The 25,615-nt window shown below is 56.5% G+C and carries 28 protein-coding genes; 9 read left to right on the top strand and 19 right to left on the bottom strand.

The genetic code is table 11. The features are described 5' to 3' along the window. Positions 1–108 precede the first annotated feature (108 nt). From trmB to ABLV52_RS15915, 4 genes are all read left to right on the top strand, one after another. A complete protein-coding gene (gene trmB, locus ABLV52_RS15900; RefSeq protein ID WP_004205192.1) occupies positions 109–828 on the top strand; it encodes a tRNA (guanosine(46)-N7)-methyltransferase TrmB in 720 nt (239 codons plus the stop codon). After that, positions 828–1,154 (top strand): YggL family protein, encoded by a 327-nt coding sequence (locus ABLV52_RS15905; protein ID WP_002916620.1) that lies wholly within the window; start codon positions 828–830, stop codon positions 1,152–1,154. Before trmB ends, ABLV52_RS15905 begins: the two co-directional genes overlap by 1 nt. A 50-nt stretch (positions 1,155–1,204) precedes the next feature. Further along, positions 1,205–1,924: a DUF2884 domain-containing protein gene (locus ABLV52_RS15910; protein ID WP_032428990.1), complete on the top strand. Its 720-nt coding sequence runs from the start codon at positions 1,205–1,207 to the stop codon at positions 1,922–1,924. 110 nt (positions 1,925–2,034) lie between these two features. After that, positions 2,035–3,042 carry a DUF1202 family protein gene (locus tag ABLV52_RS15915; protein ID WP_064158001.1) on the top strand — a complete coding sequence of 336 codons (1,008 nt, stop codon included), beginning with the start codon at positions 2,035–2,037 and terminating at the stop codon, positions 3,040–3,042. Between the two features lie 188 nt (positions 3,043–3,230). Here the strand turns inward: ABLV52_RS15915 and ABLV52_RS15920 are convergent, their stop codons facing one another. The 8 genes from ABLV52_RS15920 to ABLV52_RS15955 form a co-directional block, all read right to left on the bottom strand. Continuing rightward, on the bottom strand, positions 3,231–4,532 hold the full coding sequence (locus ABLV52_RS15920) for a TRAP transporter large permease subunit (protein ID WP_050533744.1): 1,302 nt from the start codon (positions 4,530–4,532) through the stop codon (positions 3,231–3,233). Positions 4,533–4,542: 10 nt separating this feature from the next. Further along, positions 4,543–5,034, bottom strand: coding sequence for a TRAP transporter small permease (locus ABLV52_RS15925; protein ID WP_044524703.1), 492 nt, complete (start codon positions 5,032–5,034; stop codon positions 4,543–4,545). A 46-nt stretch (positions 5,035–5,080) separates the two neighbouring features. Then, a complete protein-coding gene (locus ABLV52_RS15930; protein WP_348890597.1) occupies positions 5,081–6,067 on the bottom strand; it encodes a TRAP transporter substrate-binding protein in 987 nt (328 codons plus the stop codon). A 304-nt stretch (positions 6,068–6,371) separates the two neighbouring features. Further along, positions 6,372–7,508 (bottom strand): radical SAM family heme chaperone HemW, encoded by a 1,137-nt coding sequence (hemW, locus tag ABLV52_RS15935; RefSeq protein WP_023319135.1) that lies wholly within the window; start codon positions 7,506–7,508, stop codon positions 6,372–6,374. Continuing rightward, on the bottom strand, positions 7,501–8,094 hold the full coding sequence (locus ABLV52_RS15940; protein WP_023290995.1) for an XTP/dITP diphosphatase: 594 nt from the start codon (positions 8,092–8,094) through the stop codon (positions 7,501–7,503). The genes hemW and ABLV52_RS15940 overlap by 8 nt, the downstream gene beginning before the upstream one ends. A 12-nt stretch (positions 8,095–8,106) precedes the next feature. Continuing rightward, positions 8,107–8,397: a DUF167 family protein YggU gene (gene yggU / locus ABLV52_RS15945; protein WP_004205183.1), complete on the bottom strand. Its 291-nt coding sequence runs from the start codon at positions 8,395–8,397 to the stop codon at positions 8,107–8,109. Further along, on the bottom strand, positions 8,394–8,960 hold the full coding sequence (locus ABLV52_RS15950; protein WP_002916613.1) for a YggT family protein: 567 nt from the start codon (positions 8,958–8,960) through the stop codon (positions 8,394–8,396). Before ABLV52_RS15950 ends, yggU begins: the two co-directional genes overlap by 4 nt. Before the next feature lie 20 nt (positions 8,961–8,980). Then, entirely contained in the window at positions 8,981–9,682 is a 702-nt protein-coding gene (locus ABLV52_RS15955; RefSeq protein ID WP_004205181.1) for a YggS family pyridoxal phosphate-dependent enzyme, read from the bottom strand. Between the two features lie 16 nt (positions 9,683–9,698). Here ABLV52_RS15955 and ABLV52_RS15960 point away from each other — a divergent pair, with 16 nt between their 5' ends. Beyond that, on the top strand, positions 9,699–10,679 hold the full coding sequence (locus tag ABLV52_RS15960) for a type IV pilus twitching motility protein PilT (protein WP_032454049.1): 981 nt from the start codon (positions 9,699–9,701) through the stop codon (positions 10,677–10,679). 348 nt (positions 10,680–11,027) lie between these two features. Beyond that, positions 11,028–11,681, top strand: a complete 654-nt coding sequence (locus ABLV52_RS15965) for a LuxR C-terminal-related transcriptional regulator (protein ID WP_109546947.1) — start codon at positions 11,028–11,030, stop codon at positions 11,679–11,681. Between the two features lie 51 nt (positions 11,682–11,732). On the opposite strand, the gene ruvX is transcribed toward ABLV52_RS15965, so the two are convergent. The 9 genes from ruvX to ABLV52_RS16010 form a co-directional block, all read right to left on the bottom strand. Then, positions 11,733–12,149, bottom strand: coding sequence for a Holliday junction resolvase RuvX (gene ruvX, locus ABLV52_RS15970; RefSeq protein WP_072421871.1), 417 nt, complete (start codon positions 12,147–12,149; stop codon positions 11,733–11,735). Further along, positions 12,149–12,712 (bottom strand): YqgE/AlgH family protein, encoded by a 564-nt coding sequence (locus ABLV52_RS15975; RefSeq protein WP_002916603.1) that lies wholly within the window; start codon positions 12,710–12,712, stop codon positions 12,149–12,151. The genes ruvX and ABLV52_RS15975 overlap by 1 nt, the downstream gene beginning before the upstream one ends. Before the next feature lie 174 nt (positions 12,713–12,886). Then, positions 12,887–13,837, bottom strand: a complete 951-nt coding sequence (gene gshB, locus ABLV52_RS15980) for a glutathione synthase (protein ID WP_072421870.1) — start codon at positions 13,835–13,837, stop codon at positions 12,887–12,889. Between the two features lie 20 nt (positions 13,838–13,857). Then, on the bottom strand, positions 13,858–14,589 hold the full coding sequence (gene rsmE / locus ABLV52_RS15985; protein WP_023290991.1) for a 16S rRNA (uracil(1498)-N(3))-methyltransferase: 732 nt from the start codon (positions 14,587–14,589) through the stop codon (positions 13,858–13,860). A 91-nt stretch (positions 14,590–14,680) separates the two neighbouring features. Then, positions 14,681–15,388, bottom strand: coding sequence for a deoxyribonuclease I (gene endA, locus ABLV52_RS15990; protein ID WP_032454045.1), 708 nt, complete (start codon positions 15,386–15,388; stop codon positions 14,681–14,683). Positions 15,389–15,482: 94 nt separating this feature from the next. After that, entirely contained in the window at positions 15,483–15,983 is a 501-nt protein-coding gene (locus tag ABLV52_RS15995; RefSeq protein ID WP_032428989.1) for a SprT family zinc-dependent metalloprotease, read from the bottom strand. Between the two features lie 77 nt (positions 15,984–16,060). Next, positions 16,061–17,455 (bottom strand): sugar porter family MFS transporter, encoded by a 1,395-nt coding sequence (locus ABLV52_RS16000; protein WP_004205171.1) that lies wholly within the window; start codon positions 17,453–17,455, stop codon positions 16,061–16,063. A gap of 382 nt (positions 17,456–17,837) precedes the next feature. Beyond that, positions 17,838–18,992 (bottom strand): methionine adenosyltransferase, encoded by a 1,155-nt coding sequence (gene metK / locus ABLV52_RS16005; protein ID WP_004205170.1) that lies wholly within the window; start codon positions 18,990–18,992, stop codon positions 17,838–17,840. A gap of 159 nt (positions 18,993–19,151) precedes the next feature. Then, entirely contained in the window at positions 19,152–19,310 is a 159-nt protein-coding gene (locus tag ABLV52_RS16010; protein WP_032428987.1) for a hypothetical protein, read from the bottom strand. Positions 19,311–19,692: 382 nt separating this feature from the next. Here ABLV52_RS16010 and yqgB point away from each other — a divergent pair, with 382 nt between their 5' ends. The 3 genes from yqgB to speB all read left to right on the top strand — a co-directional run bounded on the left by yqgB (position 19,693) and on the right by speB (position 22,963). Beyond that, positions 19,693–19,824: an acid stress response protein YqgB gene (gene yqgB / locus ABLV52_RS16015; protein ID WP_002916578.1), complete on the top strand. Its 132-nt coding sequence runs from the start codon at positions 19,693–19,695 to the stop codon at positions 19,822–19,824. 8 nt (positions 19,825–19,832) lie between these two features. After that, on the top strand, positions 19,833–21,809 hold the full coding sequence (speA, locus tag ABLV52_RS16020) for a biosynthetic arginine decarboxylase (protein WP_004149805.1): 1,977 nt from the start codon (positions 19,833–19,835) through the stop codon (positions 21,807–21,809). A gap of 233 nt (positions 21,810–22,042) precedes the next feature. Then, positions 22,043–22,963, top strand: coding sequence for an agmatinase (speB, locus tag ABLV52_RS16025; protein ID WP_004205166.1), 921 nt, complete (start codon positions 22,043–22,045; stop codon positions 22,961–22,963). Between the two features lie 132 nt (positions 22,964–23,095). On the opposite strand, the gene ABLV52_RS16030 is transcribed toward speB, so the two are convergent. Both ABLV52_RS16030 and ABLV52_RS16035 read right to left on the bottom strand, forming a co-directional pair. Further along, a complete protein-coding gene (locus ABLV52_RS16030; RefSeq protein ID WP_348890598.1) occupies positions 23,096–24,364 on the bottom strand; it encodes an OprD family outer membrane porin in 1,269 nt (422 codons plus the stop codon). Between the two features lie 377 nt (positions 24,365–24,741). Next, positions 24,742–25,500 carry a M48 family metallopeptidase gene (locus ABLV52_RS16035; protein WP_017899781.1) on the bottom strand — a complete coding sequence of 253 codons (759 nt, stop codon included), beginning with the start codon at positions 25,498–25,500 and terminating at the stop codon, positions 24,742–24,744. Between the last annotated feature and the right edge of the window lie 115 nt (positions 25,501–25,615).

Here is a 25,615-nt window from a genome sequence, read left to right on the forward strand (position 1 = left end):
GGTGGCAGATTGCAGCACAAGGCCGAGTGGCTGTAAACCCTTGCATCCGCCGGGTAACTTTGGATAATGCCCGTTTTCCGAACACTTTCACTAGCAGACCTAACTTTTATGAAAAACGACGTCATCTCTCCGGAATTTGATGAAAACGGCCGTCCGCTGCGCCGTATTCGTAGCTTCGTCCGTCGCCAGGGCCGCCTGACGAAAGGGCAGCAGCATGCGCTGGATAACATTTGGCCGGTGATGGGCGTTGAATTCAACGATGCGCCGCTCGATTTCGCCGCCCTGTTTGGCCGCGAAGCGCCGGTCACCCTCGAAATTGGCTTCGGGATGGGCGCCTCGCTGGTGGCGATGGCAAAAGCCAAACCGGAACAGAATTTCCTCGGCATCGAAGTGCACTCCCCGGGCGTCGGCGCCTGTCTGGCCTCGGCCGAAGAAGAAGGTGTGCAAAACCTGCGCGTGATGTGTCACGATGCGGTGGAAGTGCTGCACACTATGATTCCGGATAACTCGCTGAATATGGTGCAGCTGTTTTTCCCTGACCCGTGGCACAAAGCGCGCCATAATAAACGTCGTATCGTGCAGCCGCCTTTCGCCGAGCTGGTGAAAAGTAAACTGAAGCTCGGCGGCGTCTTCCATATGGCGACAGACTGGGAAGCCTATGCCGTCCATATGCTGGAAGTGATGTCCTCGCTGGAAGGATACCGTAACCAGTCGGCAAGCAACGATTACGTACCGCGCCCGGAATCGCGCCCGGTAACCAAATTTGAACAGCGTGGCCATCGTCTCGGCCACGGCGTATGGGACTTAATGTTCGAGAGGGTGAAATAATGGCCAAGAATCGTAGCCGTCGTCTGCGGAAAAAAATGCATATCGACGAGTTTCAGGAGTTAGGCTTCTCCGTCGCCTGGCGTTTCCCGGAAGGGACCAGCGAAGAACAGATCGACCAGACGGTCAACGATCTGATCGAAGAGGTGATTGAGCCGAACAAGCTGGCCTTTGACGGCAGCGGCTATCTCTCCTGGGAGGGGCTGATCTGCATGCAGGAGATCGGTAAATGTACCGAAGAGCATCAGGCTATCGTGCGCAAATGGCTGGAAGCGCGTAAGTTAGAGGATGTGCGCACCAGCGAACTTTTTGACGTCTGGTGGGACTAAGTTTGACAAGGGTCGGCAACTGCCGGCCCGTTTTGTCTTAAGGGAGTTTTATGATGCGTAAAACGCTGCTGGCGGTGGCGCTCTCCGTCACCGCTTTGTCTGCCCATGCAGACTACCAGTGTAGCGTCACGCCGCGTGACGATGTGATCCTCACCCCGCAGCAGGTCCAGGTGAAAGGGGAAAATGGCAATCTGGTGATCAAACCGGACGGTAACCTGACCTTTAACGGCAAGGCCTATGCCCTCAGCGCCGCCCAGCGCGAGCAGGCCCAGGATTATCAGGCCGGTCTGCGCAGCAGCCTGCCGTGGATTGACGAAGGCGCGCGTTCGCGAGTCGAAAAAGGCCGCAAGGCGCTGGATAAAATCATTACCGAACAGGTCGGCGCCGACAGCAGTATGCACGGTCGTCTGACTAAGCTGGACGCGCAGCTGAAAGAACAGATGAACCGCATTATTGAGCGCCGCAGCGATGGCCTGACCTTCCACTATAAAGCCATCGACCAGGTGCGCGCCGACGGCCAGCAGCTGGTGAATCAGGCGATGGGCGGCATTCTGCAGGACAGCATTAACGAGATGGGGGCGAAAGCGGTGCTCAAAGGCGGCGGCAACCCGCTGCAGGGCATTCTCGGCAGCCTCGGCGGTCTGCAAACCGCGATTCAGGACGAGTGGAAAAACCAGGAGGCCGATTTCCAGCAGTTTGGTAAAGACGTCTGCAGCCGAGTGGTCTCCCTTGAGGACAGCCGCAAAGCGCTGGTGGGCTCGTTAAAGTAAGCGACATCCCGCTACCTGCGTCCGCAGGTAGCAAAATCAGATTTCATTTATCCTGCCTGCGGTGGCGAACGCCTTATGATGCCTGCTGTATTCATAAAAGGAATTTGCTGATGAAAGAGGCATGGAAAACGCTCACCGTCCTGATGATCGCTTCCCCTTGTTACGTGCTGGCGGATGCCAACACGCCAACAGACGACGTGGTGAAAAAGCAGTTTGCTGAACAGACTGGCGGGATTATGCGCTTGCAAAGTGTGACGCTAAAGCAGCTCGACGCCCGGGGAAATCAGGCGACCTATATGCTGGAAGGCGATATGGCCGCCGCGGAAGATCTCTATATTTGCGTCGGCGTCGCGGGAGATTACTTTTTTTATGAGCGAGTCTGGACCAGGGGGCGGCCGGTAAAATTCTCCGCCATGATGACCTCGGTAGGGACCAAAGACTCCGGCTGGCAGACCGAATTCTTTTCGCTGCAAATGGCGGCGAAGAGGGGCGGGAGAACCTTGAAGGAAATCGGAGGGGATGAAAGTAAAAACCTGATCGTTAATGACCACAAATTTATGGCGCAATTTGCCAAAATTAACGCCAGCTTTGCCGCCAGCAAAGCCACGATGAAGACGTTGCAAGGGCAACAGGATGCGCTGAAAACCGAGATCGCCGCGTTAGAGGAGCAGATTAACCGTTCATGGGGTACGGATGCGAACGGCAAGACGCTCGATCGCAGCGACGTGCAGCAGGCGATGCTGGAAAAAATGTATGAAGTAGATCGGCAAAACGATCCGCTGAAATTCGAGAATCATTACTACAAAACTATCTATGAACCCGCCCTGACCGCCTGTCAGAAAAAAGCGGTTTGCGATGCCGGGCCGCTGCGCGCCGAGCGCGATGCTGTGCTGAATGAGCAGAAGCGTAACTATTATCGCCAGCATAAAGAGATGAGTGAAAATATCAAAGCGGAGATGGCCGCGCGCGATAAAAAGATAGCGCCGCTGCAGAAGCAAAAAGGCGAACTGAGCGCTCAGCTGATGGCGCTGGAGATACGCTATCGGGATTTGGCTCGCGACGAAAAATACTGGCAGGAGGGGCTGGAGAAGATGCGCCGCGACGGGGTCCTTAAGTAGCCGAATCAGGTTCGGAATGGCCCGGCTGCGCCTGGCGGGTATAGGCTTGTCGGATGACACAATGTTCTGATATTGAAGATTTTTGCCTGACGGGCAGGGCGCTAAGCGCCGCCCGGGCAGAAGCGTTAGCACGGGGGCTAACGCTCGTTTTTCCTCAGGGAGGAGAGCCCCTTCTCCTGGGCAAAACCCTACATCAGCCCCAGCAGCTGTGGAATAAACAGCGAGATCGGCGGGATATAAACAATCATCATCAGCGCGATCAGCAGGGCGGCGTAGAACGGCAGCAACGGTTTGATGAGCTGCTGAATTTTCACTCCTGAAATGGAGCAGCCGACAAACAGCGCGCTGCCTACCGGCGGGGTCAGCAGGCCGATGCACAGGTTAGCGACCATCATGATGCCGAAATGAACCGGGTTCATGCCCAAATCCTCAGCAATGGGCAGAAATATCGGCGTGAAAATCAGCACCGCAGGGGTCATATCCATAAAAATGCCGACGATTAGCAGCACAATATTTATCAACAGCAGGATCACCACCGGGTTTTCCGACACCCCCATTAGCGCATCGCTTATCATGTAGGGAATGTCGGCGTTGGTCATCGCCCACGACATGCCCACCGAAAAGCCAATCAGCAGCAGCACAATAGAGGTCATGACTACCGATTCCAGAATCAGCTTCGGCAGATCGCGCCACTTCACTTCCCGATAGATCAGTACCGACAGGATAAAGGTGTAGACCACGGCGATGGCAGAGGCTTCCGTCGCGGTAAAAATGCCGCCAAGGATCCCGCCCATCACAATGATGACCAGCAGCAGGCTGGGCAGAGCATCGAAAAAGGCCTTTGCCGCCTGGGCGCAGGTCGGCCGTTCGGAAACCGGATAGCCGCGGCGTTTAGCGATGCAGCCGCAGACCAGCATAATAGCCAGGCCCATCAGGATGCCCGGCAGATAACCGGCCATAAACAGCGAGGCGACCGAGACGCCGCCTGCGGTCAGGGAAAAGACGATCAGGACGTTTGACGGCGGAATAAGCAGACCCGTGATGCAGGATGAGACGTTTACCGCTGTGGAAAAGGTCGGATCGTAGCCTTTCTGCGTCTGAATGGGATTCAGCGTCCCGCCTACCGCCGCGGCGGCGGCGACGGCTGAACCGGAAATCGAGCCGAACATCATATTGGCCAGCACGTTGACGTGGCCCAGAGAGCCCGGCACGCGTCCGACCATCACCTGGGCCAGATTGATTAAACGTATGGCAATCCCGCCGCTGTTCATCAGGGTTCCGGCAAAGATAAAAAAGGGGATGGCCAGCAGCGCGAAGTTATCAAGCCCGTTCGCCAGGCGTTGAGACACGGTAATCACCGCGATATCCCAGGGAAACATCAGCAGCATCGAACCAACGGTAGCGATACCGATGGCGAAGGAGATGGGAACGCCAATAAAAACCAGAATAAAGAAAGCGCCAAACAGCGTCAGTGCAATATAGCTATCCATGAGTTGCTCCTTATTCTGCATGTTTGATGTTTTTCAGGCCGTTACTGATAAAACACAATGCGTAAAACATCATCATGATGCCGGTGAGCGGCAGGATCAGATACACGTAGCCCATGGGGATCTGCATCGCGGCTGAGACCTGGGCGGTCGACAGCGTTTTTGCAATCAGTTTTACGCCGCCGGTCACAATCACTGCGCCGGCAAACAGCAGGATCAGCAGGTTAATGATGACGCTGAAAAGCGCCTGCCTGCGGGGAGAGAGCGTCATGGTGAGTAAATCAATCGCCAGATGACGCTGGGCGCCGACGGTATAGGCCGCGCCCAGTAGCCCGACCCAGATCATTAAGAAGCGCGCCAGCTCGTCGGTCAGGGTGCTTGGCTGGTTGAGCACGTAGCGGCTAAATACCTGCCAGACGACGCAGACAACCAGCGCAATCATTACAGCGACAGAGAAGGCGGCGATGGTGCGGTCCACCGCCAGCTTAATGCGGTTAAGTATCATCGTTGATTTCCTGGTGCAAACGGGCCAGCGGCCGGCCCGTTAAAGGTTATTCCGCGGCAGCTTCAAATTTGGCCAGCAGGGCGGCCTGGCTGGGATCTTTTTTAAAGTCATCGTATAGCGGCTGCACGGCGGCGCGGAACGGCGCTTTATCTACTTTGATTATTTCTCCGCCCAGGGCTTTGGCCTGCGCGCGGGTATCGGCATCGATCTTCCGCCACAGCTGTTGCTGATAAATCTCTGAGGCTTTCGCCGCTTTGATCAGAATATGCTGCTGATCCGGCGTCAGTTTGTCCCAGGTTTTGCTGGAGATAACGAGGAAGTCAGGGATGGAGGCGTGCTCATCTTCAGAGAATACTTTCGCGATTTCGATATGGCGCGTCTGCATCCAGGAGGGAACGTTATTTTCCGCGCCGTCTACCACCCCCTGCTGCATGGCGGTATAAACTTCACCGAAGGAGATGGGGGTCGGGGAACCGCCCATTAATTCGACCATTTTTAACGTTGTCGGACTGGCCTGGACGCGGATCTTCAGTCCTTTTAAATCTTCCGGTTTAGTAATGGGCTTTTTGGCATAAAAGCTTCGCGTCCCGGCGACATAAGCGGAAAGGGCAAAGAATCCTTTCTCTTTCGTCGAGTTCATTATTTCCTTGCCCACCTCGCCGAAGACGACTTTATTGAAGTGATTCTGGTCGTTAAACAGGAAGGGTAAATTATAAATGGCGTAAATATTATCGAAGGACTCCAGATCGCTGGCGGAACCTTTGGTCATATCCAGCGCGCCATTTTGTAATAACTCCATGGTCTCGCGCGCGCTGCCCATCTGACTACTGGGGTAAATACGAATCTTCATCTTACCGTCAGAAAGCTGGTTTACCTCTCTGGACATCTCCTCCAGCGCCTGATGCACCACATGGCTGCGCTCAAGGTTATGTGCCAGTTTTAACGTGACTTTTTCAGCCGCGACGGCCCCTGGGGAGAGTAGGGCCAGTAAAGCTATACCTACCAGAGAACGAGAAAAAGGGTATTTTTTCATGAGTTGGCTCCATGCACTTGGGATAATTTGTCAATATCTTTAGCATCATGCTTTATTTCTGTATGACATATTATCTTTGTTGTCGTACATCTTTAAGCTACCTGACTCACACTTTCTGGCAATGAGGTAAGGAAATAACCGATCTTATTGCTGGATTGATATTTGGCTTGTATTAATTAATGCAAATTAATTTAAGGGTGGAATATTTAATAAGAATGAATCGGATATAATAAGGTATATATGGCGGAGGAATCGAGTTATTCCCATTCCCGCACTCTGCCTGGCGGGAATGGGATAACGATATTTATTCGCTAAGGAATAGTTCGAGAAGAGAATTTAAAAACAGCTTTCCATGCTCGGTGATCTGCCAGTTCTGCTCGTCTTCCTGCAGATAGCCCTGAGCTATCGCCGCGTCCAGCTGCGGACGGATCGCCGCTTCATCAAGACCGGTATAACGGCGGAATTCCGCGCGCGGCGCGGCCTCCAGCAGGCGAAAACGGTTCATAAAGAACTCAAACGGTTTATCCGCCTCTTCCACATCATGCTGACGTTCGAGGTAGCGGCCTTCCATATAGCCGCGCGGGTGGCGGGTTTTGGCAGTACGCAGAATGCGCCCGTCCGGGAAGGTTATCTTGCCGTGCGCGCCGCAGCCGATGCCAAGGTAGTCGCCAAAGCGCCAGTAATTGAGATTATGCTGACACTGATAGCCCGGTTTGGCGTAAGCGGAAGTCTCGTACTGCTGGTAGCCGGCGGCGCTCAGCAGCTGATGCCCCTGCTCGAAAATATCCCATAGCGCGTCGTCATCCGGCAGCACCGGCGGCCGGGAGCCGAACAAGGTGTTCGGCTCAATGGTCAGCTGGTACCACGAGAGATGCGGCGGGTTGAGAGCAATGGCCTGACGCAGATCGTCCAGCGCCTCCTCCAGAGACTGGTCCGGCAAACCGTGCATCAGGTCGAGATTGAAACTGCGCAGGCCCAGGCCGCTGGCGAGGCGTGCCGCGCGTTTGGCCTCTTCCGGGCCGTGGATCCGCCCCAGCCGCTGCAGCTTCGGTTCGCTAAAGCTTTGTACGCCGATGGAGATGCGATTCACCCCGGCGCGCTGGTAATCAACGAAGCGATCGGCCTCCACGGTGCCCGGGTTGGCTTCCATGGTGATTTCCGCCCCGGCGGCCAGCGGCAGGCAGGCGCGGACGCCATCGAGCAGGGTTTGCATGGCCGGGCCGGACAGCAGGCTCGGCGTACCGCCGCCGATAAAAATGGTGCCTATTTCCCGTCCCTGGGCATACTGCGCATCGGCCCGCAGATCGTTCAGCAGATGCTGGACGTAGTCATCGTGCGGCACTTCGCCTTTCAGCGCATGCGAATTAAAGTCGCAGTACGGGCATTTCTGCACGCACCAGGGAATATGGATATAGAGACTCAGCGGCGGCAAATTAGCCATTACGTAATGCTTCCAGTAACAATTTCAGCGCCTGCCCGCGATGGGAAATAGCGCTCTTTTCTTCACGGCTCAGTTCGGCCGCAGTTTTTCCTTCTGACGGGACGAAGAAGATCGGATCGTAGCCGAAACCGCCCTGACCCGCGGCTTTTCGGGCGATCACCCCAGGCCAGCTGCCGTGGCACACCAGCGGCGTGGGATCCTCGGCATGGCGCAGATAGACCAGTACGCAGTGGAATTGCGCCTGGCGCTGGTCGTCCGGCACGTCCTGCAGGGCGTCGAGCAGTTTCTCAAGGTTCTGCTGGTCGCTGGCGTCGACGCCGGCATAGCGGGCGGAGTAGATGCCCGGCGCGCCGCCCAGGGCATCGACGGCCAGACCGGAATCGTCGGCGATAGCCGGCAGGCCGGTGATCTGCGCCGCATGACGCGCCTTCAGAATCGCGTTTTCAATAAAGGTCAGGCCGGTCTCTTCCGCAGACTCGACGCCCAGCTCGGTCTGAGCGACGATATCGAGACCAAAATCTTCCAGCAGCGAGGCCAGTTCGCGCACTTTACCGGCGTTGCCGGTAGCGAGGACGACTTTTTGCATGATGAATCCTGTTTATTCAGTTAGCGCCGCGACCGCAGTCGGGATCTGTTGTGGGGCGATGATTTTAACTTGCTTATGGCGGCCCAGCTCGCCTTTTTCAATCAGTACCTGGCTTTTGGCGACGCGGAACTGTTTGGCGAGAAATTTCACCAGATGGGCATTGGCCTGGCCATCAACGGGCGGGGCGGTAATGGCGACTTTGAGCTCGTCGCCATGCACGCCCACGATGCTGTCGCGGCTGGCCTTCGGCTGAATATACAGCCTCAGCACCAGCCCGTCAGCGCAGCTTTCAACGGCACTCATAGCGCCATCCACAGCCCCGGCAGCAGTACGTTACCGGTGGCCTGCAGCACCTCGGCGATACCCATATTGATCACGTACAGCAGCAGCACCAGCACCATCGGTGAGAAATCGATACCGCCCATCGACGGCAGCAGGTTGCGGATAGGGCGCAGCAGCGGGTCCGCCAGCTGCATCAGCACATATTCCACCGGGCTGCGTCCCTGGCTGACCCAGCTCATGATCGCCATCAGCAGGAGCACCCAGAAGATCAGCGAGCCGATGGTTTTCAGCAGAATAAGCAGGGCGGAGATCCAGATGATCGGCTGGAAGGTGATCACCATAAACAGTACGATCGCTTTGATGACGCAGAGGATGAATGCCACCAGCAGCGAGGCGCTGTCAATCGGCCCCATTGCCGGGATAATCCGGCGCAGCGGCCCGACAATCGGCTGCGTGGCCTTTACCACAAACTGCGAAAACGGGTTGTAAAAGTCGCAGCGCGCCCACTGCATCCAGACGCGTAACAACACGACCATCGTGTAAAGCTCAATGACCGTTGAAAGCAGGAAAGTCAACGTCTTCATGGCGTTCCTCAGATTCCTTATTATTTGCTGTAGTCGCGCGCACCAAAAATGGCCGTGCCGATGCGCACCATTGTGCTTCCCGCCGCGATAGCGGCTTCCATATCGTCCGACATTCCCAGAGACAACGTATCGACCGTGGGGTACCGCGTTTTTAACCGCGCAAATGCTACCGCCATTTGCTGGGCGACGGCAAACTGCCTTACATATTCTGACTCAGGCGCGGGGATCGCCATCAGGCCGCGCAGCTCCAGATGAGGTAACTCAGCGATCTCCGCCGCTAAGGCATCGAGCGCTTCCAGCGGGATGCCGGATTTACTCTGCTCATCGCTAATGTTGATTTGAATCAGTACCTTCAGCGGCGGCAAATGCGCCGGGCGCTGCTCGTTCAGGCGGGTGGCGATTTTCAACCGATCGACGGTGTGGCACCAGTCAAAATGTTCGGCCACCAGCCGGCTTTTGTTGGACTGCAGGGGACCAATAAAGTGCCACTGCAGACCGCTGACGCCTGCCTGCTGGAAATGGTTAATCTTCTCCACGCCCTCCTGGACGTAGTTTTCACCAAATGCCCGCTGGCCTGCCGCGATGGCTTCTTCGATCGCGCTCGCAGGTTTCGTTTTACTCACTGCAAGCAATGTCACTTCTTCTGGCGCACGCCCGCAACGGGCGGCGGCACCGGAGATTTTGTCCCGGACCTGTGCCAGGTTATGCGCAATATCGTTCATATTCCGAGGATGAGTTATGAAGCTGGAAGAAATCGTAGCCCTTAGTGTAAAGCATAATGTCTCCGATCTACACCTGTGCAATTCCGCCGCACCGCGCTGGCGGCGGCAGGGCAAGCTGGAGGCCGCTCCCTTTCCCGCGCCGGATATCGCGGATTTACTCAACGACTGGCTCGATGCCGCACAGTTCCAGCACTGGCAGGAGCACGGCCAGATTGACTTTGCGCTGACTCTGGCCTGCGGTTCGCGGCTACGCGCCAGCGCTTTCGCCCATACGCGCGGAATATCGCTGGTGCTGCGTCTGCTGCCCGTCCAGTGCCCGCGTCTGGAGACGCTGGGCGCGCCGCCTGCGCTAAGCGAGCTGCTGGCGGAAGAGAGTGGCCTGCTGCTGGTCACCGGGGCGACGGGCAGCGGCAAGTCGACTACCCTGGCGGCGATGGTCGGGCATCTCAACCAGCATCTTGATGGCCATATTCTGACGCTGGAGGATCCGGTGGAGTTTATTCATCACAGCGAGCGCTGCCTGATCCAGCAGCGGGAGATTGGCCGTCACTGTCCTTCGTTCTCCGCGGCGCTTCGGGTGGCGCTGCGCCAGGATCCGGATGTGATCCTGCTTGGGGAGTTACGCGACAGCGAAACCATCCGTCTGGCGTTGACGGCTGCGGAAACCGGGCATCTGGTGATGGCGACATTACACACCCGCGGCGCGGCGCCGGCGGTGGAGAGATTGATCGATGTCTTTCCGGCAGAGGAGAAAGATCAGGTTCGGAGTCAGCTGGCCGGAAGCCTGTGCGCGGTGCTGGCGCAAAAATTATTACCCGCACGTCAGGGCGGCAGAGTTGCGCTATACGAGCTTCTGGTCAATACGCCGGCGGTGGCGAATTTGATCCGCGAAGGAAAAGTGCACCAGCTGCCCGGTGTAATGCAGACCGGGATGCAGGCCGGAATGCTGACATTTACCCAGAGTTTTCAGCAACGTGTGGCCACAGGCCAGCTGTAAGGGGGGCGTGAAGCGGGTTGGGTGGTTAAAATGATGTGTTAACTGAATGTTTAAATGCTGTTTCTGGATATTATTTGATAATACAAATAATCTTTCTGAATAAATTCAAATAAGACATTCAGCTGAGATATTTCGACAGTGAATACGCATTTCCAGGAAAAAAGTTTGATTACCTTTTGACAGCTTTGCGGTATTCGATTTATGCTGTTTACGGGAATAGGATGATTCTCATGGAATAACGTTTCAATTTGTAAATTGCTAAGGCTATTTATAAATTCATGACTGATTGTATATTTTTTTATTCATTTAACCACCATGATGGTGGGTAGCAGCTAAGGAGAGTTTTAAGTGATTAATTTAAATGGAAATTTATCATCTTCTCGTCAGGTTACATTTATTACCCACCCGTCAATTCAGAGTAAAGCCTTTGCCAGCTATCTCAGCGAAACCCTGATGGCACCGGTAGTTTTACAAAATATTAATAAACCGCTGGCGCAGCGACTGGCGAAAGACTCTGTAATATTATTTGATATCGCCGTTTCAAATAAGAAATTAAACGGGGTGTGGCGAGATATTATTCGGCTGCAGTCAGATAATCCCCGCTTGCTGATTATCAACAGCGCGCAAAAGTATGAGTTATACGAAATGGCGCAGTGGCCGGCTTTATATGGCGTGTTCCGTCATGACGATGATGAATCGCGCTTAATTGAGGGCGTCAAGGCCGTGCTGAACGGCGAACAGACGGCTGAATTGAGCGTGATGCACCCGGCGATGTACGCTGCGGACCATACATCGGCGCCGGTTGAAAACTCGCCGCTGACCGAACGAGAATGCGAGATCCTCAACGAACTGCGCTGCGGCGCGACCAACCTGGATATTGCCCGCGCGCTGTTTATCAGCGAGAACACGGTGCGGACGCACCTGTATAACGTGTTCCGTAAGCTGAGCGTTAAGAATCGCACCCAGGCGGTGAGCTGGGCTAACGAACATCTGCGCCACTAGGCGGGAGGATGTGCGCCGTTAGCGGTTCGCCGGCGGCGCAGAAGACAGAGCTTAAAAGCTCTGCTCGAAGTAGCTTTCCAGAATGACCACCGCAGAGGCCGAATCGACGCTGCCTTTATTCAGCGCCCGATAGCCGCCGTGTTCGAACAGGCCCGCCCGGGCCTCAACCGTACTCAGACGTTCATCGTGGAGAAGGATCGCGACGCCAAAGCGGCCATGAATTTTATTGGCGAAATTACGTGCGCGCGCCGTCAGCGGTTGCTCGGTGCCGTCCATATTCAGCGGCAGGCCGACGATTACCGCCTCAGGCTGCCACTCATTAAGCAGTTTTTCGATGATATTCCAGTCCGGTTTACCGTCCTGCGCCTTCAGCGCCGGCAGTGGCCGTGCGGTGGCGGTGATGCGTTGCCCCACCGCCACACCGATGCTTTTCGTCCCGAAATCAAAGCCGAGAAAGGTTCCGCTCATCATGCATGCCCCGCGACGCCTGGCATCGTCACGATGTCGATGCCAATCAGTTTAGCCGCCTCGCGCCAGCGATCGGCGATGGGCGTACGGAAAAGAATATTCTGGTCCGCCGGGGCGGTGAGCCAGGCATTATCTAAAATCTCCTGCTCCAGCTGCCCTTTCTCCCACGAGGAGTAGCCCAGCGCAACCAGCACGTTGCCCGGCTGCCGGTCGGTGCCTAAGGTTTCGAGGACATCCCGCGAGGTGGTGATCACCGTGTTATCCGAGATACGGATGCTTGAGGAAAAGTCAGAGGGCGGGGTATGTAAAATAAAGCCGCGGTCTTCCGCCAGCGGGCCGCCCAGCATCACCGGTTTATCCAGGCGGATCTCCGGATTACGCGGCTCCGGGACAATTTTGAGCTTCTCAAGGATCCCTTCCACCTGCAGATTTTCCAGCGGCTTATTGATAATAATGCCCATGGCACCCTCGTCGTTATACTCGCAGATATAGACCACGGAGCGGCGGAAAATGGGGTCCTGAAGCGCAGGCATGGCAATCAGAAAGTGATGCTGTAAATTCATTGTCAGAGGTTCTGTTCCTGGTTCAAAAAGCAACACCCAGTATGCGGGCAAAGTAGAATGGTGTCGATGCACTTTATCTGGCAGGCGCCTGAGCGGCGCCTGGCTGGAAGGGTTTCACCAGCGCGGCGATCCGCGCTCGCTGTGCCCTGAGCGGACGTTCGTCCGCCGTAGTGCTTATCGGGCGAGACGTCTTTCAATAGCGTCCATCAGCATGCCGGTGATCGAAATATCCGGGAAGGCGGCTTCGATCTCACGTACGCAGGTGGGGCTGGTGACGTTAATTTCCGTCAGACGGTCGCCGATGATATCCAGGCCGACGAAGATAAGACCTTTGGCCTTCAGCGTCGGGCCGACGCGGCGGGCGATTTCCCAGTCGCTTTCGGTTAGCGGGCGGGCTTCGCCGCGGCCGCCGGCGGCCAGATTGCCGCGGGTCTCGCCGCCCTGCGGAATGCGCGCCAGGCAGTAAGGCACCGGCTCGCCATCCACCACCAGCACGCGCTTGTCGCCATCTTTAATGGCTGGCAGATAGTTCTGCGCCATGCAGTAGCGGCTGCCCAGCTCGGTCAGCGTCTCGGCGATCACCCCAAGGTTCGGATCGCCGGCTTTGACGCGGAAAATAGAGGCGCCGCCCATGCCGTCGAGCGGCTTCATGATGATATCGCCGTGCTTTTCCCAGAAGGCTTTCAGCTGGGCTTTATTGCGGGTGACCAGCGTTTCCGGGGTCAGCTCGGAGAACCAGGCGGTGAACAGCTTCTCGTTACAGTCGCGCAGGCTCTGCGGCTTGTTGACGATAAGCGTGCCTTTCTCTTCCGCTCGCTCCAGAATATAGGTCGCATAAATAAATTCGGTATCAAACGGCGGATCCTTACGCATCAGAATGACGTCAAGATCCGCCAGCGGCAGGTCCTGTTCGCCGGTGAAGTCATACCATTTGTCGTAGTTCTGTTCGACGCTCAGCGTGCGCGTCCGGGCGCGGGCTTCGCCGTTGATCAAATAGAGGTCGTTCATCTCCATATAATGGAGTTCATAGCCGCGACGCTGCGCCTCCAGCAACATAGCGAAGCTGGTGTCTTTCTTGATGTTGATGGTTGCGATGGGATCCATCACGATGCCGAGCTTGATCATGGTTCTTCTCCGTTAACGCCTCAACCTAAGTCGCCAAAACGCACCTGCAGGGCGGTGATGGCGGTGAGCGCAGTAGTCTCTGTACGCAGAACGCGCGGTCCCAACAGGATATCAGTAAACTGGTATTTCGCGGTCATCGCTATCTCTTCAGCCGACAGCCCGCCTTCCGGGCCAATCAGCAGACGGACGCGTTCAACCGGCAGCGGCAGCGTGTTAATGCTGGCGCTGGCGCGCGGGTGCAGGTTGAGCTTCAGCCCGCTGTCCTGCTCGGCGCACCACTCCTCCAGCTGCATCGCCGGACGAATTTCCGGTACCACGTTACGACCGCTCTGTTCGCAGGCGGCAATAGCGATTTTCTGCCACTGCTGGATCTTTTTCTGCAAACGTTCGGCGTCCAGTTTAACGCCGCAGCGCTCGGAAAACAGTGGCGTTATGAGGCTTACCCCGAGTTCGATCGATTTCTGGATGGTGAATTCCATTTTTTCGCCGCGGGACATCACCTGGCCTAAATGGATATGCAGCGGCGATTCCCGATCGTCGGGTTCGCCACTGAGGACTTCAACCGCGACGTTTTTCTTACCGGCCTCGGTGATGACGGCGTCAAACACCTGGTTACTGCCGTCGAAGAGCTGAAGGTGCTGACCAGCGGTCATGCGCAGGACGCGGCCGACGTGGTTGGCCGCGTCATCGCTCAACGCGATCAGGCTGCCGACAATAAGGCGTTCTGGATGATGGATGCGAGGAATGCGCATGCTTGATATTCCGTTCTTTGCGCAGATGCCAGCTTCCCGCCATTGGGCGGGAAGCACAGGGCTGCAAATTAACAATTGCCGCTAGTGTAGGTTAGCTCTTTTGCGCCTGGCAAGCCTGCAGGACATACGGATTATGGTTGCCCTGTACTTTCGCGATGCGTTCATCGCGTTCACACTCCCAGGCGGTGACCGGGTACTGTTTATTCCAGGCGGTAAACAGCTGAGTTTGCTGGCGGGAAAGATTCAGCTGGTAGCGGTCGCGCATATAGAAGTAGGTGCGGGCGATCGCGCCGCGTGCGCGGGCAGGGGGCTCGGCGATTTTATCTTTAAAATCGACCTTCATGGTGCACTGGCCGTACTGGCCTTCACCGCCGTTCCACTGGCTGTACATAAAGTTGCCGCGATCGCCATTCACTTCTCCCACCGCCGGCTGCAGATTGTGCATGTCGCTTTCCATCTTGCGGTACTCCGGATCTTTGGCGCAGTTTTTACGTCCGCCCTCCTGCCAGCACTGGCGCTGATGGCCGAACTGCCACGCCGGCACCACGTGTTCCCACTCAACCCGGCTGGCGCGGTTCTCATTTTTACGCACTTTATAGCCGCAAGATTCCAGATCGATAACGCCTTTTTTACCCTGCCAGTCAATTTTACAGCCGCAGTAAAAGTCGCCGGGAACGTCGGCGTTTACTTTGACGCCAGCGGCCTTGGCCTGGGAAAAGCTGGTAATTTCGGCGGCCGCAAGCGGGCCACTCACTGCCGTGCACAATACTGCAACGGCTAAAACATGCATACGGGACATCGTTCACTCCGTGTCAAAACGAGCCCGCAACGTAGCGAATGAGGGTGCCGGATGCAATCAGTCAGATCAGAAAGTTTCTAATTAATTCCAATGGTTATTTTTCAGCCACCAGCAGATCGCCGCAGCGCACGCAGCGGTAAGTGGCTTCGCCGCGCACCACCCGGTTATGGCGACGAACGGTGAGCTGATGCTGCTGGCAGCGGCAGCGGTAGGGGAAGGTATTCTGGCGGACCGAATCAAGTTCAAAACGGTGGGTGCGACGCGCGGGAACGCCCAGGACGCTCTCCATCATCCATTTCCACTCTTTGCCGTGCGGGGCTACCCGGCCAAAGTGTTGCCACACCAGCAGGTGCGCCAGCTCATGGGGCACCACTTCATCGATAAACTCCTGCTGATTCTCCAGCAGCAGCACCGGGTTTAAACGAATTTCGTTTTTCTCCAGCCAGGCGGTGCCGGCGGAGGTACCGCGCTGCTGGTAGACCAGTGTCGGCTCCGCGTAGCGGCGTTCCAGCTTGAGGTTCGCTTTGGCGAGATGCTCCCGCAGGCTGCGCATCACGGCCTGCTGAATAGCGATGGGAATACGGGGTGTTTTCATAGCGCCAGAGGATAGTGCGGCGGAGGGGGGAGAGCAAGAGGAAGCTTCCTCCCGTGAGGGGAGGAAGCTCAGGCGGGTTAATCGCGGGCGCCGATCTCGCGCAGCGGACGACCCTGCATCAGGTTGCGTTCGATATGTTCCAGCGAGACGTTTTTGGTTTCCGGGATCAGCCACAGCGTCAGCAGGATAAACAGCACGTTCAGACCGCCGTACACCCAGAAGGTGTTGGCGCTGCCCAGCGAATTAAGCATGGTCAGGAAGGTGGCCCCGACAATCATGTTGGCAATCCAGTTGGTCGCTGTGGAGCAGGTGATACCGAAGTCGCGGCCTTTCAGCGGCTGGATTTCGGAACACAGTACCCAAATCAGCGGGCCGGCGCTCATGGCGAAACCGACGATAAACATCAGCAGCATCAGGACGGCGATGTACTGGGCGGTTGAGGAGTGAATGCCGATGTGCATCATGCTGCCCAGCACGCCCATCCCCGCGGCCATGACGATAAAGCCAAGGATCAGCGTCGGTTTACGGCCCCAGCGGTCGACCAGACCGATGGCGATAAAGGTAGCCAGCACGTTAGTCAGGCCGACGATCACCGTCCCCCACATCTGCTCGGTGGTGTTGGCATAGCCCGCCAGCTCAAAGATCTTCGGCGCGTAGTACATGATGACGTTCATCCCGGTGAACTGCTGCATCACCTGCAGCAGAATGCCGAGGAACACCGCGCGGCGGAAGTTGCTGTTGTCTTTAAACAGCGACCAGCCGGACTGTTTTACCTTCAGGCTTTCGCGGATCTCGTCGAGCTCGCGTTTCGCTTCGGCGCTGGTATCGCGCAGGCGCAGCAGCACGCGCTCGGCATCGACAAAGCGACGTTTAGCGGCGAACCAGCGCGGGCTGTCCGGCAGGAAGATAACGCCGATCAGCAGCAATACCGCCGGAATAATGATTACGCCGAGCATCCAGCGCCATGCGCCGCTGTAGCTGAAAGCGGTGTCGGAGAGGTAGGCGCCAAGAATACCGATGGTGATCATCAACTGGTACATGGAAATCATACTGCCGCGAATTTTCTCCGGAGCGATTTCCGACAGATACAGCGGCGCGGTGTAGGAGGCGACGCCCACCGCCAGGCCCAGCAGCACGCGGGAAACCAGCAGGATCTCGACGTTTGGCGCGGCGGCGGAGAACAGAGAGCCGGCGACGAAGAGGATGGCGCCGATCATCAGGCTCTTTTTACGGCCCAGTTTGAAGGAGAGCCAGCCGCTGCCGACCGCACCGACGGCGGCGCCGAACATCATGGAGCTGACCACCCACTCCTGAGTGTGAGCGGAAATCTGGAACTCATTGGCAATAAAGGGTAACGCACCCGCAATAACACCGATATCAAGGCCGAACAGCAGGCCAGCCAGCGCGGCGAGGAAACAGACGAAGAACGTCATGGTCTTGTTTGAACGCCCTTGTTTTTTGTTGTCAGGCATAACGCCCTCCAGTTGAGTTATTGATTCTGTCGATGGTTAGCGTAGGACACTCGTCGGTAAAAAAACGTGATTATAGTCACGGCTGTGTAATCGTTTCCACAAAGGTAAAGAAACGTAATTCATTAAATGCTTTTTAAATCAGCAATATAAATAAGGATAGACGACAATTTTAAAAACGGTAATCAGAGTTAACCGAAACAATATGTAACATTGTGAAAAATGCACGCATGTGAAGGCGCTTGCAGGCAGCAATCGACCATTGTCATGATGTAATCGCTTTCATTGCATCGCCGCGGTTCGCTGAAGCAGGGCATGGGAGGGTGGGTAACGGACATAAAAAGGCCAGCGCGAGGCTGGCCTTGAAGAGTGGAAGCGGGGGAGATTATTTCAGACCAGCCGCTTCGCGCAGCAGGGCCGCTTTGTCGGTTTTTTCCCATGGGAAATGTTCGCGACCAAAGTGACCGTAGGCAGCGGTTTCTTTGTAGATCGGGTGCAGCAGATCCAGCATCTGAATCAGGCCGTACGGACGCAGGTCGAAGAACTCGCGCACCAGCAGGGTCAGCTGTTCAGAAGGCACTTTTTCTGTACCAAAGGTTTCCACCATGATGGAAGTCGGCTCTGCAACGCCGATGGCGTAGGAAACCTGAATTTCGCAACGATCAGCCAGGCCTGCGGCAACGATGTTTTTCGCCACATAGCGCGCCGCATAGGCTGCGGAACGGTCAACTTTAGATGGATCCTTACCGGAGAAGGCGCCGCCGCCGTGACGAGCCATGCCGCCGTAGGTATCGACGATGATCTTACGACCGGTCAGACCGCAGTCGCCCATCGGGCCGCCGATAACGAAACGGCCGGTTGGGTTGATGAAGAATTTAGTGGACGCGCTCAGCCATTCGGTTGGCAGAATCGGTTTGATGATCTCTTCCATCACCGCTTCCTGCAGCGATTTCTGGTCGATATCTTCCGCGTGCTGCGTGGACAGCACCACCGCGTCGATGCCGACGATTTTGCCGTCGTCATACTGGAAGGTCACCTGGCTTTTCGCATCCGGACGCAGCCACGGCAGGGTGCCGTTTTTACGTACTTCAGCCTGGCGCTGCACCAGACGGTGAGCGTAGGTCACCGGCGCCGGCATCAGCACGTCGGTTTCGTTGGTGGCGTAGCCAAACATCAGCCCCTGGTCGCCTGCGCCTTGTTCCAGCGGATCGGCACGGTCAACGCCCTGGTTGATGTCCGGAGACTGTTTACCAATGGCGCTCAGTACGGCACACGAGTTGGCGTCAAAGCCCATATCGGAATGCACGTAGCCAATTTCGCGGACGGTGTTGCGGGTGATCTCTTCGATGTCAACCCATGCGCTGGTGGTGATTTCGCCGCCTACCAGCACCATGCCAGTTTTGACATAGGTTTCACATGCGACACGCGCTTTCGGATCCTGCTCGAGGATCGCATCCAGCACGGCATCAGAGATTTGGTCAGCAATTTTGTCAGGATGCCCTTCTGATACGGACTCAGACGTAAAAAGGTGTTTTGCCATATTTTATTTCACCTGTGGACGATTCGGATAGCTCATACTGTTGTGTAATGTGGCTTTGGTGGATAATCAGCGCAAAGCCGCGCAGGTAGCGACACGAGCAGTCTGAGTGTTAATCAGTATAGACGGATTAACTTCTGGACGGCTATTTTAGGTCAAATCTTAAGCCCATTTCCAGCCTTTTTTGATGGCGGTCGCATTTATCGGAAAACTCGCCTGGCAAATTTTCCTGACAACCGCGCAAACCTGCACATTTTTATTTTGCTTTTTACCCCGCTTCTCGGTATAAAACGCCGCGCGCGGCTCATTAAAAAAGCGCACGGGGATCTCCCCGTGGTGCCACTTCCAGCCGGGTTAAGCAGTCTGTATTTACAGAATCTCGCAACGGCATAGCGCCTGTTGCCCGGTATGTATAGCTTTGGCTTGTCGCCGACCCTGACCCAGGGCGGTGTGGAGGTGATACCAGATAATGAACCAACGTTTTTCGCTTGATTCGTCGCGTCGTTCTGTCGCGCGTCAGCACTCCGCAACCTGCATCTCTCTCATGCAAACCAGCCGATGTTCACCCCATCTCGGCGCTTCTCAGGATTCCAGGGCCGGTCGGTCGTCAGAAAACTGAACAAGGGCGCTCTTGCCTGGCAAGAGTTTTCTCGTGGTTTCTCCGGACTGTCATACTCTGTTCGGCTACGTGTTTTACGATGATATGAATAAGAAACCGGTCGCGCAGTCGCAAAACCAGCAGATAGTGCTGGGCTTTAGGACTGTTCATGGGTTGTTATCGCATCTTTGGACTGCGATAGTAGTTAACTGTCTTACACTTATTATTAAAAATTGAGGTTCGCTATGTCTGACGACATGTCTATGGTTTCGCCTTCGTCAGCAGGCGAACACGGTGTACTACGTTCCATGCAGGAGGTAGCGATGAGCTCCCAGGAAGCCAGCAAGATGCTGCGTACTTATAATATTGCCTGGTGGGGCAATAACTATTATGACGTCAACGAACTGGGCCACATCAGCGTTTGCCCGGATCCGGACGTCCCGGAAGCGCGCGTTGACCTCGCGGAATTAGTCAAAGCGCGTGAAGCGCAAGGGCAGCGCTTGCCGGCGCTGTTCTGCTTCCCGCAGATCCTGCAGCACCGCCTGCGCTCGATCAACGCCGCCTTCAAACGCGCGCGTGAATCGTATGGCTATAACGGCGATTACTTCCTCGTCTACCCGATCAAGGTTAACCAGCACCGTCGCGTGATTGAATCGCTGATCCATTCCGGCGAGCCGCTGGGCCTGGAAGCCGGTTCGAAAGCGGAACTGATGGCCGTGCTGGCGCACGCCGGGATGACCCGCAGCGTCATCGTCTGTAATGGTTATAAAGACCGCGAATATATCCGTCTGGCGCTGGTGGGCGAGAAGATGGGCCACAAGGTCTATCTGGTCATTGAGAAGATGTCCGAGATCGCTATCGTACTGGAAGAGGCCGAGCGCCTGAACGTGGTGCCGCGCCTTGGCGTACGTGCGCGTCTGGCCTCGCAGGGCTCCGGTAAATGGCAGTCCTCCGGCGGCGAGAAGTCCAAGTTCGGCCTCGCAGCGACCCAGGTGCTGCAACTGGTCGAAATTCTGCGCGAGGCAGGCCATCTTGAGAGCCTGCAGCTGCTGCACTTCCACCTCGGCTCGCAAATGGCTAACATTCGCGATATCGCCACCGGCGTGCGTGAATCGGCGCGTTTCTACGTCGAGTTGCATAAGCTGGGCGTCAATATCCAGTGCTTCGACGTCGGCGGCGGCCTGGGCGTGGATTACGAAGGCACCCGCTCGCAGTCTGACTGCTCGGTGAACTACGGCCTGAACGAATACGCTAACAATATCATCTGGGCCATCGGCGACGCCTGTGAAGAGAACGGCCTGCCGCACCCGACGGTGATCACCGAGTCCGGCCGCGCGGTGACCGCGCACCACACCGTGCTGGTTTCCAACATCATCGGCGTGGAGCGCAACGAATACACCGAGGCGACCCCGCCGGCGGAAGACGCCGCGCGCCCGCTGCAGAGCATGTGGGAAACCTGGCTGGAGATGCACGAAACCGGCAATCGCCGCTCGCTGCGCGAATGGCTGCACGACAGCCAGATGGACCTGCACGATATCCATATCGGCTACTCCTCCGGCACTTTCAACCTGCAGGAGCGCGCCTGGGCAGAACAGCTGTATCTGAACATGTGTCATGAAGTGCAGAAGCAACTCGACCCGAGCAACCGCGCCCATCGCCCGATTATTGATGAGCTGCAGGAGCGCATGGCGGATAAAATCTACGTCAACTTCTCGCTGTTCCAGTCGATGCCGGATGCGTGGGGGATCGATCAGCTATTCCCGGTGATGCCGCTGGAAGGGCTGAACAAGTCGCCGGAGCGCCGCGCGGTGCTGCTGGACATCACCTGCGACTCGGATGGCGCCATCGATCACTACGTGGACGGCGACGGGATCGCCACCACTATGCCGATGCCGGAATATGACCCGGAGAACCCGCCGATGCTGGGCTTCTTTATGGTCGGCGCCTATCAGGAAATCCTTGGCAACATGCACAACCTGTTCGGCGATACCGAGGCGGTAGACGTGTTCGTCTTCCCTGACGGTAGCGTTGAGGTTGAGCTGTCCGACGAGGGCGATACCGTGGCGGATATGCTGCAGTACGTGCAGCTGGATCCCAACACGCTGCTGACCCAGTTCCGCGATCAGGTGAAAAACACCGGCCTCGACGACGCGCTGCAGCAGCAGTTCCTCGAAGAGTTCGAGGCGGGTCTGTACGGGTACACTTATCTGGAAGACGAGTAACCGCTGATGCCCGGTGGCGCTGCGCTTACCGGGCCTGCGTATGGCGGCCGCCTAAGGCGAAGCCGTCATCCGGCAGAAGGCGATACTCACTTGAACCCGTATGCATTACCGGCGATAATTCACGCCAATAAGCGATTTATCTATCAAACCCTTCCTCGTCGGGCCTAACGACGCGGAGGGGTTTTTTTATACTTATTTTTTACGTTCCACGACTGTGAAAAGAGGTCATATCCATGAGCACTTTAGGTCATCAATACGATAACTCCCTGGTATCCAATGCCTTTGGCTTCCTGCGTCTGCCGATGAATTTCATGCCCTACGACAGCGATGCTGACTGGGTGATCACCGGCGTCCCGTTCGATATGGCGACCTCCGGGCGCGCGGGCGGCCGTCATGGCCCGGCGGCGATCCGTCAGGTTTCCACCAATCTCGCCTGGGAGCACAACCGTTTTCCGTGGAACTTCGACATGCGCGAACGCCTGAACGTGGTTGACTGCGGGGATCTGGTGTACGCCTTCGGCGACGCGCGCGAAATGAGCGAGAAGCTGCAGGCCCACGCCGAGAAGCTGCTGGCGGCCGGCAAGCGCATGCTCTCCTTTGGCGGCGACCACTTCGTTACGCTGCCGCTGCTGCGCGCCCACGCCAAGCACTTCGGTAAAATGGCGCTGGTGCACTTCGATGCCCACACCGACACTTACGCCAACGGCTGCGAGTTCGACCACGGCACCATGTTCTACACCGCGCCGAACGAAGGGCTCATCGATCCGAACCACTCCGTACAGATCGGTATTCGCACCGAATTCGATAAAGATAACGGTTTCACCGTGCTTGATGCGGGCCAGGTTAACGACCGCAGCGTCGATGACGTGATTGCCCAGGTGAAGCAGATCGTTGGCGATATGCCGGTGTACCTGACCTTTGATATCGACTGCCTGGATCCGGCGTTTGCGCCAGGAACCGGTACCCCGGTTATCGGTGGGCTCACCTCTGACCGTGCGATCAAGCTGGTGCGCGGTCTGAAGGATCTGAACATCGTCGGGATGGACGTGGTGGAGGTCGCCCCGGCCTACGATCAGTCCGAAATCACCGCCCTGGCGGCGGCGACCCTCGCGCTGGAGATGCTGTACATCCAGGCGGCGAAGAAGGGCGAATAACCCGAGGTCACCCCAACCCTCTCCCTTCCGGGGAGAGGGTACCGCACGGCACAGGGGGTTAATCAAGGCGCCGGACGGTTGCTCCTGCGGGCCGGGAGAGGGCCGACCCGCAGGAGAGGGTTCATCACGTGCTTAAAACACGTTAAATGGATATTCGACGTAGAACCGCACTTCATTACCGCTGACGTTATAGTCGCTGGCGTTGCTGGAAACCCGCAGTACCGAATAGCGAAGCCTGAATTTCAAATCTTTCGCCGCCCCGTTTTGCACCTGGTATTGAACCTGGTTGAACCATTCATGTTCTTTGCCGTTGCTGGTCTCTGACGTTTTAATGTTATCCCCGCGCACGTAGGCGGTGGTCCAGGTCAGCCCCGGTAGCCCCAGCCCGGCAAAATCCAGTCCATACGATGCCTGCCAGGAGCGTTCATCTTCGCCGTTAAAATCAGACCAGTAGGAGTTGGCCAGCCAGATGGTGTTCCCGCCATCGCCGACGCCGCCCTGGTTCTGGTAGCCGCCGTAGTGGTAGCCGGTGCTGCCGCTGCTTTGCTGGTAAGCGACCTTAAAGGTATGGATATCCCAGATGTAGCTGGCGGCCAGGCTCCAGATACTGTTGCTGCGTCCGGTGTCATTGGCATCGGCATATTGCTGATCCAGGCGTGAGTGATAGCCGTTGAAGTCGAGAACCAGCTGTTGGTTGGCGGCGAACGGCTGCTGATAGTTCAGGCCGAGATACTGTTTGTTCAGCACATCTTCGACATGCGACGCATACAGCGCGCCGCTGAGCTGGTCGTTGAACCGGTAGCTGGCGCCGCCGAAGGACAGGCTTTTCAGACCGCTGTTATGGCTGTCGTCGCTTTTACGCTGCTGATCGGTCAGGTAGCCGGCGTTAATTTCCAGACCGTCGATTTCGCGTGAGGTCAGCATGGTGCCGGTATAGCTCTCGTACAGCAGACGTGAATCATCGGCGTAGACGATGGGCAGCATCGGGCGCTGACTGCCGTAGCTGAGCACGGTATTCGAAAAGCGCATTTTGCCGGTGGCGCCGAATTTCGCGAGGTCGGATTTTGCCCGGCCGTCGTCATCCTGGGCGAAAAAGTCGATCCCGCCCGCGCCGCTGCGGCCGCGGCCGCCGTCGAGGCGCACGGCGTACTGGGCGATGCCGTCCACGCCGAAGCCGACCGGCCCCTCGGTAAAGCCGGATTCGAAGGTGGCGATAATTCCCTGGCCCCATTCGGCTTTATCCGGCAGCCCATCGCGATAATCGCGTTTGATATACGCGTTACGTAAAAAGAGATCCAGATGGTTGTCTTCAATAAAGCCCTGGCTGGTAGATTGTTGGCTGGCGAAAGCCGGCGCGGCGGCAATAATGCCAAGTGCGATGAATGATAATTCTTTTTTCACTGAGGGCACTTCTCTGTCTGTCGATATATTCAAGGGAATCACTGCAATCGCGATATTCTCCTGAAATAATGTCAAAAGCAATCATTGTGTGAGCAATGGTATCGGCAGGAAACAAGCGGTGTGGCCAACGCCGGCCAGGTTTGGCGAAGAGGGGTGGACTATTTAATATTTGGTCTACCCCGCTTCTGAAAGGCGGATTGTGTACGCCGTTTTTCATTTGCCAAATAATATTTTGCTGAGTAACAGCATATAAAATAATTGGCTGCGACGAGGTGAAATAATAATTAACGGTTTGTGCGCTTAAGTTATCAATTGATGCGGCTAAATATTTTTACTGGTAGATATAAAAGGGAGGCAGTCATGCCTCCCGCTGGCGATTATTTAATCCCGTCGGCCTTCATGCGATCGCGAATATGCTGGGCGCGCGCTTCTGAGGCCGGGTGATCGTCAAACATCGAGCTCTGACGGCCGGCTTCCAGCTTGGCCAGTTTCTCGAAGCTGGTGGCCAGTCCCGACGGATTGATGCCGCGCTTACGCAGCAGGTCGTAAGAGTAGTCATCCGCTTCCGATTCCTGGCGCTGGGAGAACTGCGAGTTCACCAGTTTTTCACCCAGATCGCCGAGCTGCGACTGGGACAAGCTGCCGACGATGCCGCCGGCGGAGGCCGCCGCCGCGCGCACGGCGTTGGTGCCCAGGGCGACCTGCATGCCTTTCTTCACATGGCCCAGCGCGACGTGGCCCATTTCATGGCCGATCACCGCCTCGACTTCATTATCGTTCATCAGATCCATCAGCCCGCTGTAGACGCGGATGCAGCCGTTAGCCATGGCGAAGGCGTTGACATCCTTGGTCTCATAGACCTTGTAGTTCACGGGCTGACCATTGATGTTATCGCCCAGCGCGGCCGCGATTTTGTTCAGCCGCTGGCTGTATTCACTGCTGGCCGGGGCGATTTTCGCTTTGGCGTCCATCTCTTTACAGGCCTGGTCGCTTAAGGTTTTCACCTGCGCGTCGCTGAGGGAGTATGCCTGGAAGGCTTCGGCCCCTGAGCTGAGCAGACCGTTGGAGTCCATGTTCTGACATCCGGTGAGCGTTGCTGCGATCCCAAGAGCAAGTACGGTTGAGCGAATTTTCATTTTTTATCTTCCACAATCTTATGGTTGTTTATCCGACAATACGGCGACGGCAGGGAACCGTATTCTGCGTAAATTATAAAGAGTATCGCAGGATGCGGGCGAGCGGATTCCGGCG

Origin of the sequence: Klebsiella sp. GB_Kp056 (assembly GCF_040064755.1) — a bacterium.
Lineage (GTDB): Bacteria > Pseudomonadota > Gammaproteobacteria > Enterobacterales > Enterobacteriaceae > Klebsiella > Klebsiella quasipneumoniae.

What these genes read in the sequence shown, in the direction of transcription:
- trmB (WP_004205192.1), top strand. Translation starts at nt 109, where the DNA reads ATGAAAAACGACGTCATCTCTCCGGAATTTGATGAAAACGGCCGTCCG.
- ABLV52_RS15905 (WP_002916620.1), top strand. Translation starts at nt 828, where the DNA reads ATGGCCAAGAATCGTAGCCGTCGTCTGCGGAAAAAAATGCATATCGAC.
- ABLV52_RS15910 (WP_032428990.1), top strand. Translation starts at nt 1,205, where the DNA reads ATGATGCGTAAAACGCTGCTGGCGGTGGCGCTCTCCGTCACCGCTTTG.
- ABLV52_RS15915 (WP_064158001.1), top strand. Translation starts at nt 2,035, where the DNA reads ATGAAAGAGGCATGGAAAACGCTCACCGTCCTGATGATCGCTTCCCCT.
- ABLV52_RS15920 (WP_050533744.1), bottom strand. Translation starts at nt 4,532, where the DNA reads ATGGATAGCTATATTGCACTGACGCTGTTTGGCGCTTTCTTTATTCTG.
- ABLV52_RS15925 (WP_044524703.1), bottom strand. Translation starts at nt 5,034, where the DNA reads ATGATACTTAACCGCATTAAGCTGGCGGTGGACCGCACCATCGCCGCC.
- ABLV52_RS15930 (WP_348890597.1), bottom strand. Translation starts at nt 6,067, where the DNA reads ATGAAAAAATACCCTTTTTCTCGTTCTCTGGTAGGTATAGCTTTACTG.
- hemW (WP_023319135.1), bottom strand. Translation starts at nt 7,508, where the DNA reads ATGGCTAATTTGCCGCCGCTGAGTCTCTATATCCATATTCCCTGGTGC.
- ABLV52_RS15940 (WP_023290995.1), bottom strand. Translation starts at nt 8,094, where the DNA reads ATGCAAAAAGTCGTCCTCGCTACCGGCAACGCCGGTAAAGTGCGCGAA.
- yggU (WP_004205183.1), bottom strand. Translation starts at nt 8,397, where the DNA reads ATGAGTGCCGTTGAAAGCTGCGCTGACGGGCTGGTGCTGAGGCTGTAT.
- ABLV52_RS15950 (WP_002916613.1), bottom strand. Translation starts at nt 8,960, where the DNA reads ATGAAGACGTTGACTTTCCTGCTTTCAACGGTCATTGAGCTTTACACG.
- ABLV52_RS15955 (WP_004205181.1), bottom strand. Translation starts at nt 9,682, where the DNA reads ATGAACGATATTGCGCATAACCTGGCACAGGTCCGGGACAAAATCTCC.
- ABLV52_RS15960 (WP_032454049.1), top strand. Translation starts at nt 9,699, where the DNA reads ATGAAGCTGGAAGAAATCGTAGCCCTTAGTGTAAAGCATAATGTCTCC.
- ruvX (WP_072421871.1), bottom strand. Translation starts at nt 12,149, where the DNA reads ATGAGCGGAACCTTTCTCGGCTTTGATTTCGGGACGAAAAGCATCGGT.
- ABLV52_RS15975 (WP_002916603.1), bottom strand. Translation starts at nt 12,712, where the DNA reads ATGAATTTACAGCATCACTTTCTGATTGCCATGCCTGCGCTTCAGGAC.
- gshB (WP_072421870.1), bottom strand. Translation starts at nt 13,837, where the DNA reads ATGATCAAGCTCGGCATCGTGATGGATCCCATCGCAACCATCAACATC.
- rsmE (WP_023290991.1), bottom strand. Translation starts at nt 14,589, where the DNA reads ATGCGCATTCCTCGCATCCATCATCCAGAACGCCTTATTGTCGGCAGC.
- endA (WP_032454045.1), bottom strand. Translation starts at nt 15,388, where the DNA reads ATGTCCCGTATGCATGTTTTAGCCGTTGCAGTATTGTGCACGGCAGTG.
- ABLV52_RS15995 (WP_032428989.1), bottom strand. Translation starts at nt 15,983, where the DNA reads ATGAAAACACCCCGTATTCCCATCGCTATTCAGCAGGCCGTGATGCGC.
- ABLV52_RS16000 (WP_004205171.1), bottom strand. Translation starts at nt 17,455, where the DNA reads ATGCCTGACAACAAAAAACAAGGGCGTTCAAACAAGACCATGACGTTC.
- metK (WP_004205170.1), bottom strand. Translation starts at nt 18,992, where the DNA reads ATGGCAAAACACCTTTTTACGTCTGAGTCCGTATCAGAAGGGCATCCT.
- yqgB (WP_002916578.1), top strand. Translation starts at nt 19,693, where the DNA reads ATGAATAAGAAACCGGTCGCGCAGTCGCAAAACCAGCAGATAGTGCTG.
- speA (WP_004149805.1), top strand. Translation starts at nt 19,833, where the DNA reads ATGTCTGACGACATGTCTATGGTTTCGCCTTCGTCAGCAGGCGAACAC.
- speB (WP_004205166.1), top strand. Translation starts at nt 22,043, where the DNA reads ATGAGCACTTTAGGTCATCAATACGATAACTCCCTGGTATCCAATGCC.
- ABLV52_RS16035 (WP_017899781.1), bottom strand. Translation starts at nt 25,500, where the DNA reads ATGAAAATTCGCTCAACCGTACTTGCTCTTGGGATCGCAGCAACGCTC.